Annotated in this window: 15 protein-coding genes; 8 read left to right on the top strand and 7 right to left on the bottom strand. The window is 37.9% G+C overall.

Annotation, left to right across the window (positions count from 1 at the left end; translation table 11 throughout):
- Nucleotides 1-187 precede the first annotated feature (187 nt).
- Entirely contained in the window at nt 188-1,486 is a 1,299-nt protein-coding gene (gene tyrS / locus EI546_RS11750; RefSeq protein ID WP_128250715.1) for a tyrosine--tRNA ligase, read from the bottom strand.
- 193 nt (nt 1,487-1,679) lie between these two features.
- Between tyrS and EI546_RS11745 the strand changes: the two genes are divergently transcribed.
- Entirely contained in the window at nt 1,680-2,684 is a 1,005-nt protein-coding gene (locus EI546_RS11745) for an NAD-dependent epimerase/dehydratase family protein (RefSeq protein ID WP_128250714.1), read from the top strand.
- A 3-nt stretch (nt 2,685-2,687) separates the two neighbouring features.
- Here the strand turns inward: EI546_RS11745 and EI546_RS11740 are convergent, their stop codons facing one another.
- From EI546_RS11740 to EI546_RS11730, 3 genes are all read right to left on the bottom strand, one after another.
- A complete protein-coding gene (locus EI546_RS11740; protein WP_128250713.1) occupies nt 2,688-3,113 on the bottom strand; it encodes a DUF4296 domain-containing protein in 426 nt (141 codons plus the stop codon).
- A complete protein-coding gene (locus EI546_RS11735; RefSeq protein ID WP_128250712.1) occupies nt 3,110-4,453 on the bottom strand; it encodes a dihydroorotase in 1,344 nt (447 codons plus the stop codon). The genes EI546_RS11740 and EI546_RS11735 overlap by 4 nt, the downstream gene beginning before the upstream one ends.
- Nucleotides 4,454-4,537: 84 nt before the next feature.
- Nucleotides 4,538-5,287 (bottom strand): polyprenol monophosphomannose synthase, encoded by a 750-nt coding sequence (locus tag EI546_RS11730; RefSeq protein WP_128251608.1) that lies wholly within the window; start codon nt 5,285-5,287, stop codon nt 4,538-4,540.
- A 117-nt stretch (nt 5,288-5,404) separates the two neighbouring features.
- Here EI546_RS11730 and EI546_RS11725 point away from each other — a divergent pair, with 117 nt between their 5' ends.
- Both EI546_RS11725 and EI546_RS11720 read left to right on the top strand, forming a co-directional pair.
- Nucleotides 5,405-6,058, top strand: a complete 654-nt coding sequence (locus tag EI546_RS11725; protein WP_128250711.1) for a DUF4271 domain-containing protein — start codon at nt 5,405-5,407, stop codon at nt 6,056-6,058.
- 35 nt (nt 6,059-6,093) lie between these two features.
- Nucleotides 6,094-6,843, top strand: a complete 750-nt coding sequence (locus EI546_RS11720; protein WP_128250710.1) for a uroporphyrinogen-III synthase — start codon at nt 6,094-6,096, stop codon at nt 6,841-6,843.
- Nucleotides 6,844-6,917: 74 nt separating this feature from the next.
- On the opposite strand, the gene pckA is transcribed toward EI546_RS11720, so the two are convergent.
- Together pckA and EI546_RS11710 are read right to left on the bottom strand one after the other, a co-directional pair.
- The gene (gene pckA, locus EI546_RS11715) at nt 6,918-8,519 is read right to left on the bottom strand and encodes a phosphoenolpyruvate carboxykinase (ATP) (protein WP_128250709.1); all 1,602 of its coding nucleotides are present in this window, start codon (nt 8,517-8,519) and stop codon (nt 6,918-6,920) included.
- 70 nt (nt 8,520-8,589) lie between these two features.
- Entirely contained in the window at nt 8,590-8,988 is a 399-nt protein-coding gene (locus EI546_RS11710; protein WP_128250708.1) for a DUF423 domain-containing protein, read from the bottom strand.
- Between the two features lie 71 nt (nt 8,989-9,059).
- Here EI546_RS11710 and EI546_RS11705 point away from each other — a divergent pair, with 71 nt between their 5' ends.
- The 3 genes from EI546_RS11705 (at nt 9,060) to EI546_RS11695 (ending at nt 12,248) form a co-directional block, all read left to right on the top strand.
- Nucleotides 9,060-10,433: a saccharopine dehydrogenase family protein gene (locus EI546_RS11705; protein ID WP_128250707.1), complete on the top strand. Its 1,374-nt coding sequence runs from the start codon at nt 9,060-9,062 to the stop codon at nt 10,431-10,433.
- Between the two features lie 52 nt (nt 10,434-10,485).
- The gene (locus EI546_RS11700; RefSeq protein ID WP_128250706.1) at nt 10,486-11,820 is read left to right on the top strand and encodes an MATE family efflux transporter; all 1,335 of its coding nucleotides are present in this window, start codon (nt 10,486-10,488) and stop codon (nt 11,818-11,820) included.
- 116 nt (nt 11,821-11,936) lie between these two features.
- Entirely contained in the window at nt 11,937-12,248 is a 312-nt protein-coding gene (locus EI546_RS11695; protein WP_128250705.1) for a hypothetical protein, read from the top strand.
- Between the two features lie 135 nt (nt 12,249-12,383).
- Here EI546_RS11695 and EI546_RS11690 read toward each other — a convergent pair whose 3' ends face one another.
- Nucleotides 12,384-13,019 (bottom strand): 2OG-Fe(II) oxygenase, encoded by a 636-nt coding sequence (locus EI546_RS11690; RefSeq protein ID WP_128250704.1) that lies wholly within the window; start codon nt 13,017-13,019, stop codon nt 12,384-12,386.
- Between the two features lie 300 nt (nt 13,020-13,319).
- On the opposite strand from EI546_RS11690, the gene EI546_RS11685 reads away from it, so the two are divergent.
- Nucleotides 13,320-13,769, top strand: coding sequence for a 6-pyruvoyl trahydropterin synthase family protein (locus EI546_RS11685; RefSeq protein WP_128250703.1), 450 nt, complete (start codon nt 13,320-13,322; stop codon nt 13,767-13,769).
- A 661-nt stretch (nt 13,770-14,430) separates the two neighbouring features.
- Nucleotides 14,431-15,192 carry a UDP-2,3-diacylglucosamine diphosphatase gene (locus tag EI546_RS11680; RefSeq protein ID WP_128250702.1) on the top strand — a complete coding sequence of 254 codons (762 nt, stop codon included), beginning with the start codon at nt 14,431-14,433 and terminating at the stop codon, nt 15,190-15,192.
- Nucleotides 15,193-15,225 lie beyond the last annotated feature (33 nt).

The following is a 15,225-nucleotide window of genomic DNA, read 5'->3' as shown; positions in this document are numbered from 1 at the left end:
ATTTTATAGTTATCTAGGGATAAAAAAATAAGCCCTATTTTGAACGGTGCAAAGATAGTTTTTTATTGCTTAAAGTTGCAACGTGATTGTTGAAAATATTTAAACGGTTTTATCATGAGCCTGAACTCCTTAAACCCTTGGTTTTAGTATGAATTAGACTTGCCTTAGTGTTCTTGTTTTCTGCGACTTAAATAGCGCGTATAATAAAGTAGTTTCTCTTACCGCGCTGAAGCAGTACAAATTGGCCGTTTATTAAATCGTTTTCTGAAATTTGGTAATCTTCTGAAACTTTCTCTTTGTTTACCGAAATTGAATTCTCTTTCAGAGCGCGACGTGCTTCGCCATTTGATTTTAGAAAGCCGGTTTTTTCTGCCAAAGCTCCTATTATATCGATTCCGCTTTTTATTTCTTCTTTTGAAATTTCCCCTTGGGGAACGCCATCGAATACATCCAAAAAAGTTTTTTCATCTAAGGTTTTCAAATCTTCTGAAGTTGAATTCCCGAACAGGATTTCCGAGGCTTTAATTGCGTTTTCAACTTCCGTGGAACCGTGAACTGTATTAGTTACTTCTTCCGCCAATTTTTTTTGGAGAGTACGTAAGTGAGGGGCTTCCTTGTGTTCGGAGATTAAATTCTCTATGGTTTCTTTATCCAAAAAAGTAAAAATCTTAATATATTTTTCGGCATCCTCATCACTGCTGTTCAACCAGTATTGGTAAAATTTATAAGGTGAAGTGCGATTTGCATCCAACCAGATATTACCGCCTTCACTTTTGCCGAATTTGCTGCCGTCACTTTTTGTAATCAAGGGACAGGTAAGGGCATAACCTTTTCCTCCATCCATTCTTCGGATAAGTTCGGTTCCAGTAGTAATATTTCCCCATTGATCACTGCCACCCATTTGAAGGGTACAACCCAAATTTCTGTATAAATGAACAAAATCGTAACCTTGGATCAATTGGTAGGTAAATTCAGTAAAGGAAAGACCATCAGCACTATCGCCACTCAAGCGGGTCTTTACGGAATCCTTGGCCATCATATAGTTAACGGTTATATGCTTGCCGATGTTTCTGATGAAATCCAAAAATGAAAATTCCTTCATCCAATCGTAATTGTTCACCAATACTGCTGGATTTTCTATTTCCGAAGAAAAATCCAGAAATTGGGAGAGCTGATTTCGGACGCCTTCCTGATTTTTTTTCAGTGTAGCTTCATCCAGCAAGTTACGTTCTGTGTTTTTCATGGAGGGGTCGCCGATCATTCCGGTAGCTCCACCAACAAGCGCTACAGGTTTATGTCCGCAGCGTTGAAAAAACGACAGAATCATAATAGGTACCAGGTTTCCAATGTGCAGGGAATCGGCCGTAGGATCGAAACCTACATAAGCCGAGCGCATGGTCTCCATTAGATGTTCTTCGGTTTCGGGCATTACGTCGTGGACCATTCCACGCCATTTTAGTTCTTCAACGAAATTTTTCAGCTTCATTTTTATTGATGTTTTCCTCTATTGCCAGATTTTTGGAATATGAGGGTGCAAAGATAAGGTTCATAATTTAAAATTAGAACCGATCATTCACATTTGATAAACATTAATTCCCATTCCATCCTTAAAATATTTTTAAGCTATATCAATTTAAAGGGATGGTCAATTCCTTTATAAAAAGCAGTATTTTCGTTTTATGATTTTAGTGACCGGTGGAACTGGAATAGTTGGAGCACATTTGCTTTATTCCTTATTAGAGGACAATACTTCTGTGCGTGCTATCTACAGAAAAGATAGTGATATCCATTCCATAAAAAAGATATTCGCAATTTACACTTCCGAGGTAGATACACTCTTTAATAAAATTGAATGGAAAGAAGCAGACATAATTGATATTCCCGCATTGACATTTGCATTCAAGGATGTAACTCATGTTTACCATTGCGCAGCCCTTATCAATTTTAACCCGGCGAAATATAAGATATTAAAGAAAATAAATGTAGAAGGAACAGCCAATATCGTGAATCTCTGCTTGGCCAATGGAGTGCAAAAATTATGTTACGTAAGTTCGGTCGCAACCTTTGGAAATGTACCGAATGGGCAATTTATCAATGAGGAAACTTCGTGGAATCCTGATGAAAGAAATAATGTTTATTCCATTACAAAATATGCTGCCGAAATGGAAGTTTGGCGGGGCACCCAGGAAGGTCTTGACGCGGTGATTGTAAACCCTGGAATAATCTTCGGAATTTCCCCAAAGGCAGAGGGCAGTGGATTGATTACCAAGTTGGGACCACGGGGACTTTCATATTATCCTTCCGGAGGAATGGGAATTGTAGATGTAAAGGACGTTGTAAGGGCAATGAAAAGGTTGATGGATTCAGAGATAAAAAATGGGCAATACATACTTGTAGCGGAAAATGTTTACTATAAGGAAATCCTTACCAAACTGGCTCTTTTATATGGAAAGAAGCCTCCCTCAAAAAAATTATCAAAACCACTAATGATATTTTTAAGTCAATTAGATTGGTTTTCGAGCGTTTTTTTTGGGACAAAGAGGAGATTATCCAAAGCAATGGTGCGCTCTATGTTCTCTACTTCACAATATGATTCTTCTAAGATAAAAGAACAACTCCATTTTGAATTTACACCCTTACAAGAAACTTTAAAAAGAATTGTGGACAACAGCAGCACGGAATAGATTTTACTCCCTTTTTCTAAAGGTCCCCTGCGCTTCTTTCTTCTTTGGGGCATCATCTGGAATGACTTTGTCTGGTTTTGCACCAATTTTCTGGATACTGTCAAGGTGCTTCTCTATTTTTTGGAGCTTTGCCTCTACGTTCTGAAATATGGAAATATAAGCGTTTACATCTGCGGCATAATAATCATTGCTTCGGGCGAACTGAAGACTATCAACACCAAATTTGGTATAAAAATGGGAATCCATATTCACACCTTCCTTCAACATGGTCTTGTTATCGATACTTCGGCCAGCATTGGCAAGATAGGCTTCGGCGAGGATTTCTGCCATTTTCTCCTTTCCAATAAGATCTTTTGGCTTTTCGGGGTACTTGACATTCTGACAAGCCGCCAATCCCACTAAAAACAGAAAGATTACTAAATATTTCATTCTCGGTCAAAAGTTAGTCTTTCAGCAGTGCTCTTATTCGCGAACTTATTATTCTCATAAACTACAGTCCCGTTTACCAAAGTATGGGTAACTCGAGATTTAAAAGTAGTTCCTTCAAACGGAGACCAGCCACATTTATACAAAATATTCTCTTTCTTAACGGTCCAGGGGGAATTAAGATCCACTAAAACCAAATCGGCTTTATACCCTTTTCGAATATAGCCACGTTCCTTAATCTGAAATAGAATAGCCGGATTGTGTGCAGTTTTTTCAACGATTTTCTCTATCGAAATCTTTCCCTTGTGGTACATTTCCAAAAGTGCAACCAATGTATGCTGTACCAAGGGACCCCCAGAAGGGGCGTTCATATAATTATTATTTTTCTCCTCCAAAGTATGTGGTGCGTGATCTGACGCAATAACATCTATGCGATCATCCAATAATGCCTTTAAAAGTCCGTCACGATCCTTTTCAGTTTTAACGGCTGGATTCCATTTTATCTTAGAACCCTTTGTCTTATAGTCTTGATCTGTAAACCAAAGATGGTGTATGCAGACCTCCGCAGTTATTTTCTTTTTGGCAAGTGGTTTCTTATTAGTAAAAAGATGGGTTTCCCTTTCGGTAGAAACGTGAAAAACATGAAGTCTCGCGCCAGTTTTTTCGGCAAGTTTTATTGCCCGAGAAGAAGAAAGATAACACGCTTCCTCGCTTCTAATTTTTGGATGGCATTCCATGGGGATATCATCTCCATATTCCTCCTGGTAGGCCGCAAGGTTCTTTTTAATCGTGGTTTCATCTTCACAGTGTGCCGAAATGAGCAGTTTGGTTTTGCTGAAAATATTCTCCAAAGTTTTTGGATCATCCACCAACATATTTCCGGTGGAGGAACCTAGAAAAAGTTTAAGACCGGCGACTTTTTTGGGATCAACCTTTAGAATTTCATCTAAATTGTCATTGGTCCCACCGAACATAAAGGAATAATTCGCCCAAGAAGTCTTTGCGGCGATATCAAATTTTTCTTCCAGTAATTCTATTGTGGTAGCTTGGGGTACAGTGTTTGGCATTTCTATAAAGGTAGTTGTTCCACCTGCTATTGCTGCCTTCGACTCACTTTCTATATTGGCCTTATGGGTAAGTCCGGGCTCTCTAAAATGAACCTGATCGTCAATCATTCCCGGAAGCAAATATCTTTCATCGGCATCGATAATCTTGGTATTTGCAGATTTCATGCTTATAGAATCTGCAATTTCGACAATATACCCTTCTTCTATCAGCACATCCCCCTTAATTATTTGCCCTTCATTGACAATATTCGCATTCTTGATCAATACTGATTTCATCAGACCTTTTATTAAATTTTTATTCGATGGTTATTTCCTATAAAAGAGAAATACAAATTATCATTCATCCACTTCACTGCAACACTACCGAAAAGAAGATCTCTTGAATTTTTTCCTTAAGAAGATACTATTAAACTTCAAACCCATTACCCCAAAGATAGCTTCGGAAATAATTCTTGAGCTCATTTTAGATTCTCCGCGGGTCCTATCCCGAAATATCACGGGCACCTCCTTTATTTTGAACTTACTAAGATGGGCCTTGAATTTCATTTCTATTTGAAAGGCATACCCCACAAAACGAATGTTCTCCAAATTTATTTTTTCGAGAACTTTTCTTTTATAACAGATAAAGCCGGCAGTTGCGTCAAAAATATCCATCCTCATTATCAACTGCACATATTTTGATGCCAACCAAGACATCAAAACCCTGCTCATGGGCCAATTGACAACATTAACACCTTTTACATATCGGGAGCCTATTGCCATATCAAAACCTTCTTTATGGCAGGCATTATAAAGACGGATCAGATCATTTGGATTGTGGGAAAAATCGGCATCCATCTCAAAAATATAGTCGTAGCCGTTTTCCAATGCCCACTTAAAGCCGGCAATATAAGCAGTTCCCAAACCGGATTTTCCCTCCCGACTTATCAAAAAAAGCTTATCGGGATAATTGGGAATATTCTCCCTTACACATTGCCCAGTACCGTCGGGCGAATTATCATCAACGATTAAAATATGGAACTCACGTTGCAGTGAAAATACGGTTCGCAGCAAACGTTCAATGTTTTCAATTTCATTGTAAGTCGGTACCACTACCACCGCCTTGGACATACTTCCTGTTTTGCGCAAATGTACCTATTTTTGAATAAACAAAATGTGAATGAAATCCAATTGGGAGACGAAAAAGAGAATATTAATTTGATGTACCTTTGCCAGAAAATCGGCTGATTGGAGTACACCGAAAGAATTATAGAATCTAACGATTGGGCCACCTATTTGCTGGTTGGCTGCTTTGCGCTCCTGGTTCTGGCAAAATATAGCTATCCAAAGCGATTTGAGGAATTTGCATTTCTGCCCATTCGGGATAAGTACTTTACGGTGAGGGGGAAAGACGACAGTATTTACCATCCATTTAATATTATTCTATTCGCAATACAGGCAATTTGCGTTTCTATATTTATATTTCTTCTTTTTAGAGCTTACAAACCGTCGGAAATCCAAACCAATGAATGGTTATTTATTCAGATTTTCTCTGGCTATACAATTTTCGTTTTTATCAAACTTTCCATAGAAAAAATGCTGGCGAATATTTTTTCTATAGATGCTCTCATCGATCAATATTTATATCAAAAATTAAGTCACCGCAATTTTTTGGGTCTTATTCTTTTCGCGGGAAATCTCTTTTTTCTTTATGTTTTACGCACCCCCCATTTGTCCTTGCTTATTTTTGCCATCTGTATTTTAATACTAAATACTATTGCGCTGTTTTACAGTTATAAAAAAAACGGAAACTTAATCGCATCGAATTTCTTTCATTTTATTTTGTATCTTTGCGCACTTGAAATATCACCATATATCATTCTCTACAAGGTATTTTTTTGATAGAGTTTAAAACTTAAAAAAAATCTGGAAATTATATGAAAGTGAAAACCATTTTGGTTTCCCAGCCAGAACCTAAAATTGAAAATTCTCCCTATTTCGATTTAATAGATAAGCAAAAAGTAAAGATTGACTTTCGTCCTTTCATTCACGTGGAAGGGGTATCCGGAAAGGATGTTCGTGCCCAAAAAATCGATTTGGCTAAGTATACTGCCATAATTTTGACCAGCAGAAATTCTGTGGATCATTATTTCAGGATTACGGAAGAATTGCGTTTTAAGGTGCCAGATACCATGAAGTATTTCTGCTTGAGCGAAGCCGTAGCTTACTATCTTCAGAAATATGTGGTTTATAGGAAGAGAAAAATCTATGTTGGGAAAAGAACTTTTTCCGAGTTGGCTCCTCTTATAAAAAAATATAAGAGCGAAAAGTTTTTACTTCCTTCGTCGGATAAACTCAAAGCCGATATACCTTTAATTCTCAATGAACTAAAAGTTGATTGGAAAGAAGCTACTTTTTATAAAACGGTGATAAGCGATCTGTCGGATTTGCGTGATGTGTATTACGATATCCTGGTATTTTTCAGCCCAAGCGGAATTGAATCCTTGTTTGAAAATTTTCCCGACTTCAAACAAAATAAAACCCGGATTGCCGTGTTTGGGAACACCACTGTTAAAGCAGCCACAGATATGGGCCTGAGAGTTGATATCCAAGCTCCAACGCCTGAAACTCCTTCTATGACAATGGCTCTAGAGAAGTACATTAAAGAGGTGAACAACAAAAAATAAATCTACTTACTACCTATAAAAAAAGGCCTGCCATCGTATAGCAAGCCTTTTTTTGTTCGATATCTGAATCAGATTTATTCCGAGACTGGGGCGCCAGCTAGAATTTCTTCATTGGCATAAGATTCGTATTTAGCGAAGTTCTTCTTAAAGGAGTTGGCCAATTCTTTAGCCTTTTTATCGTACGCTTCCTTATCCTTCCAAGTCTCTCTAGGATTCAAAACCTCTGAAGGTACATTAGGACAAGATTTAGGCATCATAAGATTAAAAATAGGATGTTTTTCAAATTCTACTTCTCTTAATTCTCCGTCCAACGCCGCAGCGATCATGGCGCGGGTATATTTAAGCTTCATTCTAGACCCAACACCATAAGGACCACCAGTCCATCCTGTATTGACCAACCATACATCCACTCCGGCTTCTTTCATTTTCTTGCTCAGCATCTCGGCATATTCAGTAGGATGAAGTGGCATAAAAGGAGCACCAAAACAAGCCGAAAAGTTTGGAGTTGGCTCGTTAATTCCTTCCTCAGTTCCTGCAACTTTAGCGGTATAACCACTGATAAAGTGATAAGCGGCCTGGCCTGGAGTTAATTTTGAGATTGGAGGCAATACCCCAAAAGCATCAGCCGTCAACATGAAGATATTCTTCGGGTTTTGCCCAACCGAAGGTTCCTGAATGTTGTTAATATGATAGATCGGATAACTGACCCGAGTATTCTGTGTTATAGATGTATCTGCAAAATCAACATTCCCGTCTTTATCAAGTTTCACATTCTCAAGAATAGCGCCCGGTTTAATAGCATTATAAATATCCGGTTCGTGCTCTTCATCAAGATTGATCACCTTGGCATAGCAACCACCTTCAAAATTGAAAATGCTATTTTCAGGAGTCCATCCGTGTTCGTCATCCCCGATCAGTTTTCGGTTAGGATCTGCGGAAAGAGTTGTTTTACCCGTTCCAGAAAGACCGAAGAAAATCGCTGTTTCACCATTATCACCCACATTTGCAGAACAGTGCATCGGCAGGGTGTTTTTATCTACGGGCATAATAAAGTTAAGAGCGGAGAAAATTCCTTTCTTAATTTCTCCTGTATAGCCAGTACCACCAATAAGAACAATCTTCCTAGAAAAGTTCAAAATTGCAAAATTGTGTTGGCGTGTTCCATCTTCATCGGGATCTGCCATAAAACCCGGAGCATTTATTAAAAGCCACTCAGGCTCAAAAGTTTTCAACTCCTGATCTGTTGGGCGCAAAAACATATTATGTGCAAACTTATTGGCCCAAGGAGTTTCGGTAATTACGCGAATGTTAAGTTTACGACTCATATCTGCTCCTGCATAACTGTCGCGTACATATATTTCCTTGCCGGAAAGGTAATCGGTAACTTTATTGTAAAGTGCATCAAATTTTTCGGGAGAAAATGGGATATTTATATCTCCCCACCATACTTTATCCTCGGTAACATTGTCCTTTACGATAAATCTATCCTTCGGACTTCTTCCGGTAAATTCTCCGGTGTTTACAGAGAGTGCACCGCTGGCGGCCTCTTCCCCTTGTCCTAACTCTAGCGTTTTGTCGTGTAGTTCCTTGGAAGAAAGTTGATAAAGAACTGTTGCGTTTTCGATTCCATATTTTTCTAATGAAATCGTTCTTTTAGTCTGATTATTATCCACCATTTCTAGTTTAAATTTTGTAGAGCACAAAAATAAGAAATCTAAAATAGATTCAGGAACTTAAAAAAGATAATTATTGGCTCCTGAGTTTTAGTAACCCATACGCCAATCGTAGCCAGCCCAAGATAAACATCAGGCCTCCAATAGGAGTAATAAAACCAATTTTGGTGGCATCAAAAGGTAAAATAGAATTTAAGGAAAGCAAAAAAATAGATCCAGAGAAAAAAACAATTCCGATTATAAAGAACCAAAAGACGGCCTTTTTCAGTTTCTCCGAAAGCCAAGGTGCAAAACCAAGAATAACTATTGCCAATCCATGATACATTTGGTAGCGCACACCAACTTCGAACGTAACTAGGGAAGAACCATCGATTAATTGTTTGAGCCCATGGGCTCCGAAGCCCCCAATTGCAATGGTGGCAGCGGTGATAAAAGCTCCTGTTGCCGTTATATTTCTATCTAAAATCCTCATTTAACCAAGGTAGAATTAGTAAATTCGCCGATCTAAAATTTTCTTCAAAGTTAACAAAAAACTCTCCCTAAATGAGAAACATATTAATAATAGGCGCAGGACGATCGGCAACAAGTTTAATACGATATCTGTTGAATCGAAGTGAAGCCGAAAACCTCTTTATAACGATAGGAGATATCTCCGAAGCAGCCGCAAAAAGATTCACAAAAGATCATAGAAATACACAAGGAATCCAATTGGATGTTTTTAACGAAGCGCAGCGAAAAGAAGCCGTAAAGAATAGTGATTTGGTTATTTCTATGCTGCCCGCACGTTACCACTTTGAGGTGGCGAAGGACTGTATTGAGTATGGAAAACATATGGTTACAGCTTCATATATAAGCAAGGAAATGAAGTCTCTTGATAAAGAAGCAAAGGAAAAAGGATTGGTGTTGATGAATGAGATTGGCCTCGATCCCGGAATTGACCATATGAGTGCAATGCAGGTTATTGACCGAGTGAGAGCTAAAGGCGGGAAAATGTTATTGTTCGAATCATTCTGTGGTGGCTTGATAGCTCCCGAAAGTGATAACAACCTTTGGAATTATAAATTTACATGGAATCCTCGGAATGTTGTTTTAGCAGGACAAGGTGGAGCAGCGGAATTTATTCAAGAAGGAAAATTCAAATATATTCCATATCACAGACTTTTTCGCAGGACGGAATTTATCAATATAGAAGGATTTGGCAAATTTGAGGTTCTTGCCAATCGCAACTCACTGCAGTACCAATCGGTTTACGGATTGGATAATATACTTACCCTTTACCGTGGAACCATACGAAGAGTAGGTTTTAGTAAAGCGTGGAACATGTTTGTCCAATTGGGAATGACAGATGATACCTATGTTATTCCAGACTCGGAAAATTTGAGCTATCGCGAATTTATAAATCTCTTTTTGGCATACTCTCCAACGGATACCGTAGAGTTAAAACTTCGATACGCTCTAAAAATAGATCAAGATGATTTGATGTGGGAAAAATTGGAAGAACTTGATATTTTCAGCAAAGAAAAAACTATTGGTATCAAAGATGCTACTCCCGCAATGGCACTTCAAAAAATACTGGAAGACAAATGGACTTTAGATCCAGAGGACAAAGATATGATTGTAATGTACCATAAATTCGGATATGAACTGAATGGAGAAAAACACCAGATAGACAGCCATATGGCATTAATAGGGGAAGATCAAACTTATACTGCCATGGCAAAAACAGTAGGACTTCCCGTGGCTATTGCTGCGTTGAAAATCCTAAATGGCGAAATAGCCACGCCAGGAGTTCAATTGCCAATTGCAAAAGAAGTTTACGAACCAATTCTAAATGAACTAAAGGAACATGGAATTATTTTTAGAGAAGAGGAGGTGAATTATCTAGGCTATAATCCTGAAAATCTACATCTGGGATAACGTATTTCCCAAACAAGGAATATCCCATTTTTCGGTAAATTTGGAATTCTAAATGGGCCTAACAGATATTTCGTTTAAGCGAATCCAGCAATTAGCCATTCCCGCAATAATTTCTGGAATCGCAGAACCTGTGCTTTCGGCTACAGATGCAGCTATTGTGGGAAACATTCAGGAATTTGGGATGGAATCACTCGCCGCAGTAGGAATTGTAGGTTCCTTTTTGTCGGCAATTATCTGGATCTTGGCTCAAACCCGCAGTGCTATCGCTACCATAGTGGCGCAAAATTTGGCGGCCGGAAAGTTAAAGGATCTCCACAATTTTCCCGCCCAAGCTATTTACTTCAACCTTGTTCTCAGTCTTATTGTCCTATTCTCCACTTATTTCTTTGTCGAGGAAATTTTTTCCTTGATGAATGCCGAGGGAATGGTTCTAGATTTCAGCATCGACTACTATAATATCCGAGTATGGGGCTTTCCGCTCACACTTTTTACTTTTGCTGTTTTCGGGATTTTTCGAGGTCTTCAAAATACGTTTTGGCCAATGATAATCGCTTCTGTAGGAGCGGCATTAAATATAGGCTTGGACTTTATGTTGGTTTACGGAATTGAGGGAATTATATTACCAATGGGAATTAAAGGCGCCGCTTGGGCAAGTCTTCTTTCACAACTTGTAATGGCCATTTTGGCTTTTGTTCTGCTTCTTCAAAAGACAGATATATCATTGAGACTAAAACTCCCTTTACATCCCGAAATGCGACGGTTGGTAGAGATGAGTTTTAATTTGTTTTTACGCTCCCTGGCTCTAAACACCGCATTAATCCTTGCAACACGCGAAGCAGCCGATTTGGGAAATGAATATATCGCCGCCCATACCATAGCCTTTAATGTCTGGATTTTTACAGCGTTTTTTCTGGACGGGTACGGAGCAGCAGGGAATATTCTATCTGGGAAACTCTTGGGAGAACGCAATTTTAAAGACTTATGGGAGCTGACCAAAAAAGTGAATTTATATAATATTATTGTCGCCTTGGCTTTGGTTTTGATCGGTTTATTTCTCTATAAACCTGTGGGATTGTTATTTAATAAGGACGAAAATGTACTTTCTATATTCTACGGAATGTTCTTTTTGGTTTTGATCTGTCTTCCCTTAAACGCCATTGCTTTTACTTTCGATTCCATTTTTAAGGGTTTAGGAGAAATGCGATATTTAAGAAATGTACTTATTGGCGCAACCCTATTTGGATTTATTCCCGTGCTTTATTTTACTAAGTTTATGGATTGGGGACTCAAGGGTATTTGGCTGGCCATGATTATTTGGGTTGCATACCGAGGAATTGCGCTAATTTTCAAATACCAAAGGAAATATATTCCCCTTATAGAAGTATAGTTATTAAAATGACGAACGAACAGAGAAAAGCTAGAAACTAGGGAATAGAAAAATATTAATAATGAAGAATTCTGATTGACGCTATTCCTTTTTATCTAAAAAAGAGAATTATCCAAATGAAACCACCTCTTGAAATATTTAAGGAAAATCCTGAACTGCTGGAAAATCCTACAGTCAAGGAACTGCTTTCCGAATATGAAGATGTCTGCGATGCCCTTATAGACTTGCAACAAGTTTTGGAAATGAACAAGGAAAAATATCTTAAAATTTTAGTTAGAGAAATTCGAGAAAGCATTTCTATGGAATTAAAACGGGATTTAGAAGCCGAACGTTTTGGCGAAAGTGAGCGCATTGATTTTAAAAATGCCGTAGAAAATCTGGGTAACTACATTATTGATTATTGTAAAGAGCATCAGATCTATTTGTAAGTCTAAAAGAAGTATCAGTTTACAGTTGCAGTTTACAGTATCTTCAATAAAAATATTCGTTTATTCGTGGTAAATATCTATCCAGAAAACGATCCCTAGAAACTCGGAACTAGAAACCTGAGACTACGAACAACTTTATCTAGTTTTTAGCCAACCCGTAATGCTGAGTCTTTCGGAAGCCTTCACTGCTTTTACTTCGTGTTCCAATATCTGACTTTCAAAAATAACTACTCTTCCTGGTAAGGGCAAAATATCCAGATCTTCCTTTTCCGAATAAATAGTAAGCTCTCCTCCATTTTCGGGTAGCCAGTTATCTTCATTTAAATAACAGACCATCGAAAGTTTCCGGCGATCATCATTTTGAAAGGTGTCCAGGTGCCTCTTGTAAAACGTTCCCGTAGGATAAACCGCATAGTGGAATTCCTTATGCAGAATTCCCAAAAAACAAGTTCTATTGAGATAATTTACCAGCTCATTTATTTTGGAGAAAAAGAGCAATTCTGCCATATCAGCACTCTTCTCATCCATCCACAGAATAAAATCGCCACGAATGGTCTTATCTATTTCTTCATTTACACGGTTTCCAATAGCAGATTTCTTAAACTTATCGGCTTCGTATTTTGCCAAAAGTGAATCGCGCAAAATTGTAACTTCTTCCGAAGAAAAAAAGTCGTTTACAATGCTGTATTTTTTCGAAAGTAAATCCTCAATAATTCTTTCGAACAATACATTCTCAACAAATTCCAATTGCTCATAGAGCTCGTTTGCCATAGTCTAGATATTTTAAATCTCTCCCAAATATAGTATAGAAACCAGTCACTTATCAAGAAATATTTATATGATAAATTCTCCTAATATAATAAGTTAAACCTATGAATATCTTTGTTAATATCGTTTCGCGCTGCGCTTCGACCCCTGCGGAAGTCTTGGTACAGGTAGGCTTAGCGTGACCATGCTTTTATATTTAACGAAACTGGTCTTTGTTGGCACTATTGCCCCTTATACCTTCTCATCCGCAACCAATGTCAAGGAATAAGATTGTCGTATCTTTGTGGTCAATTTTCTTTTACGATGAAACAAATACGTATTACCAAGATTTTTTCTTTTGAGACCGGACACGCCCTTTATGGTTACGATGGAAAGTGCAGAAATGTTCACGGACATAGCTACAAACTTTCGGTAACGGTTATTGGCAGTCCTATTTCGGATAGCAATAATGTAAAATACGGAATGGTGATAGATTTCAGTGATCTAAAAAAAATAGTTAAGGAAGAAATCGTAGATGTTTTTGACCACGCCACGGTTTTCAATAAAAACACTCCTCACGTGCAGTTGGCCAAAGAACTCAGTGACCGCGATCATAGCGTTCTTTTGGTAGATTATCAGCCCACAAGTGAAATGATGGTTATCGATTTTTCTGAGAAAATAAAAAAAAGGTTGCCAGAAGGAATAAAACTACATTCACTAAAACTTCAAGAAACGGATAGCAGTTATGCGGAATGGTACTCTGAGGATAATTAATATTTTACGCTACTAGATTTTCGGATAGAATTTCTTTGAGGTTTGGAATATGTTTCTTGTTCAAACCTCCCATTTTTTTAATCATCTTAATTTTATATATACACCTAAATTGATCTAGAACTATTTGTCTATCTTTTTCCTGTAATTCAATATTAACTCGCATTGGAAAGTTTCAGATGGTAGAAGTTACAGGCGCAATAAATAAAGTATTGAGAATTCTATTTGAGAACCCGGGTGAAATTATTACGCAGGCTCCTATTTTTTATTTCACTCCCCATTTGTTGGATCTAGATTAACCCAGAAATTATCATATTGCTTTCCCATTCCCATTCCTTATTTTCTTCGTTTTCCAAAAAAATCTGGCCGCAACTTCTCAGGTTGCCAATACCTCTATATATCCTTGGCAAGCATTTTTTCCCAGCCTTCTCATGGTTTGGTTTTAGAAGCTGTTAGTATAATCTTATCATTTTCAATTTAAATAGAGACCTTATCTCTTATGTTCATTAGCTCCAGGAATTTTGAAGGAATAATTATCCCATTAGAATTCCCGACCCTGATTAATTTTACTTACATAATTTAAAATACTTTGTTCCGAAGTTATTACATAATCAAGCGAAATGAAAAATCTTAACCAATTACTCACTTTAACTATCTTTGCGAAATGCAAATCCCACAAGATAAAAAAATCTACTTCTCCAGTGACAATCATTTGGGAGCTCCTACAATGGTGGAAAGCATGCCGCGAGAAAAAATTTTCGTGAAATGGTTGGATACCATAAAGGATGATGCCCACACCATTTTCTTACTCGGGGATCTTTTTGATTTTTGGTTTGAATATAGAACCGTTGTTCCCAAAGGATTTGTAAGAACTCTGGGCAAATTGGCGGAACTCCGGGATAGCGGAATCCAAATTTATTTTTTCGTAGGTAACCACGATCTGTGGATGAACGATTATTTTGAAACCGAACTCAATATTCCGGTTTTTCATAAGCCCATGGAATTTGTTTTTAACGAAAAAACCTTCTTTATAGGTCACGGCGACGGAAAAGGTCCGGGGGATAAGGGTTACAAAAGGATGAAAAAAGTTTTTATAAATCCGGTGTCAAAATGGTTTTTCCGATGGCTGCATCCAGATATTGGAGTGCGTGTAGCGCAACATCTTTCGGTAAAAAACAAATTGATTTCAGGGGATGATGATAAGGAATTTTTAGGGGAAGAAAAAGAATGGTTAGCGCAGTATTCCAAAAGAAAGCTGGAAAATAAACATTACGACTTTTTTGTGTTTGGCCACCGCCATTTACCCATGGAAATAAAAATTGCTGACAATTCAACCTATTTTAATCTGGGCGACTGGATAAACCATTTTACCTATGGGGTTTTTGATGGAGAGAAATTTGAGCTGAAAGAGTTTACTTCTCGTTGAAGCCAATCAGAGCCCTAGAAAGTTGAAGGGTCC

Source organism: Aequorivita sp. H23M31, assembly GCF_004022485.1.
Lineage (GTDB): Bacteria > Bacteroidota > Bacteroidia > Flavobacteriales > Flavobacteriaceae > Aequorivita > Aequorivita ciconiae.
The sequence above is the reverse complement of the archived record's forward strand: the minus strand, read 5'-3'. Positions and strand labels throughout refer to the sequence as shown.

Excerpts from the sequence above, each read along its gene's own strand:
- EI546_RS11680 (WP_128250702.1), top strand. The coding sequence starts at position 14,431 with ATGCAAATCCCACAAGATAAAAAAATCTACTTCTCCAGTGACAATCAT.
- tyrS (WP_128250715.1), bottom strand. The coding sequence starts at position 1,486 with ATGAAGCTGAAAAATTTCGTTGAAGAACTAAAATGGCGTGGAATGGTC.
- EI546_RS11700 (WP_128250706.1), top strand. The coding sequence starts at position 10,486 with ATGGGCCTAACAGATATTTCGTTTAAGCGAATCCAGCAATTAGCCATT.
- EI546_RS11695 (WP_128250705.1), top strand. The coding sequence starts at position 11,937 with ATGAAACCACCTCTTGAAATATTTAAGGAAAATCCTGAACTGCTGGAA.
- EI546_RS11690 (WP_128250704.1), bottom strand. The coding sequence starts at position 13,019 with ATGGCAAACGAGCTCTATGAGCAATTGGAATTTGTTGAGAATGTATTG.
- EI546_RS11740 (WP_128250713.1), bottom strand. The coding sequence starts at position 3,113 with ATGAAATATTTAGTAATCTTTCTGTTTTTAGTGGGATTGGCGGCTTGT.
- EI546_RS11730 (WP_128251608.1), bottom strand. The coding sequence starts at position 5,287 with ATGTCCAAGGCGGTGGTAGTGGTACCGACTTACAATGAAATTGAAAAC.
- EI546_RS11720 (WP_128250710.1), top strand. The coding sequence starts at position 6,094 with ATGAAAGTGAAAACCATTTTGGTTTCCCAGCCAGAACCTAAAATTGAA.
- EI546_RS11685 (WP_128250703.1), top strand. The coding sequence starts at position 13,320 with ATGAAACAAATACGTATTACCAAGATTTTTTCTTTTGAGACCGGACAC.
- pckA (WP_128250709.1), bottom strand. The coding sequence starts at position 8,519 with ATGGTGGATAATAATCAGACTAAAAGAACGATTTCATTAGAAAAATAT.
- EI546_RS11710 (WP_128250708.1), bottom strand. The coding sequence starts at position 8,988 with ATGAGGATTTTAGATAGAAATATAACGGCAACAGGAGCTTTTATCACC.
- EI546_RS11705 (WP_128250707.1), top strand. The coding sequence starts at position 9,060 with ATGAGAAACATATTAATAATAGGCGCAGGACGATCGGCAACAAGTTTA.
- EI546_RS11735 (WP_128250712.1), bottom strand. The coding sequence starts at position 4,453 with ATGAAATCAGTATTGATCAAGAATGCGAATATTGTCAATGAAGGGCAA.
- EI546_RS11745 (WP_128250714.1), top strand. The coding sequence starts at position 1,680 with ATGATTTTAGTGACCGGTGGAACTGGAATAGTTGGAGCACATTTGCTT.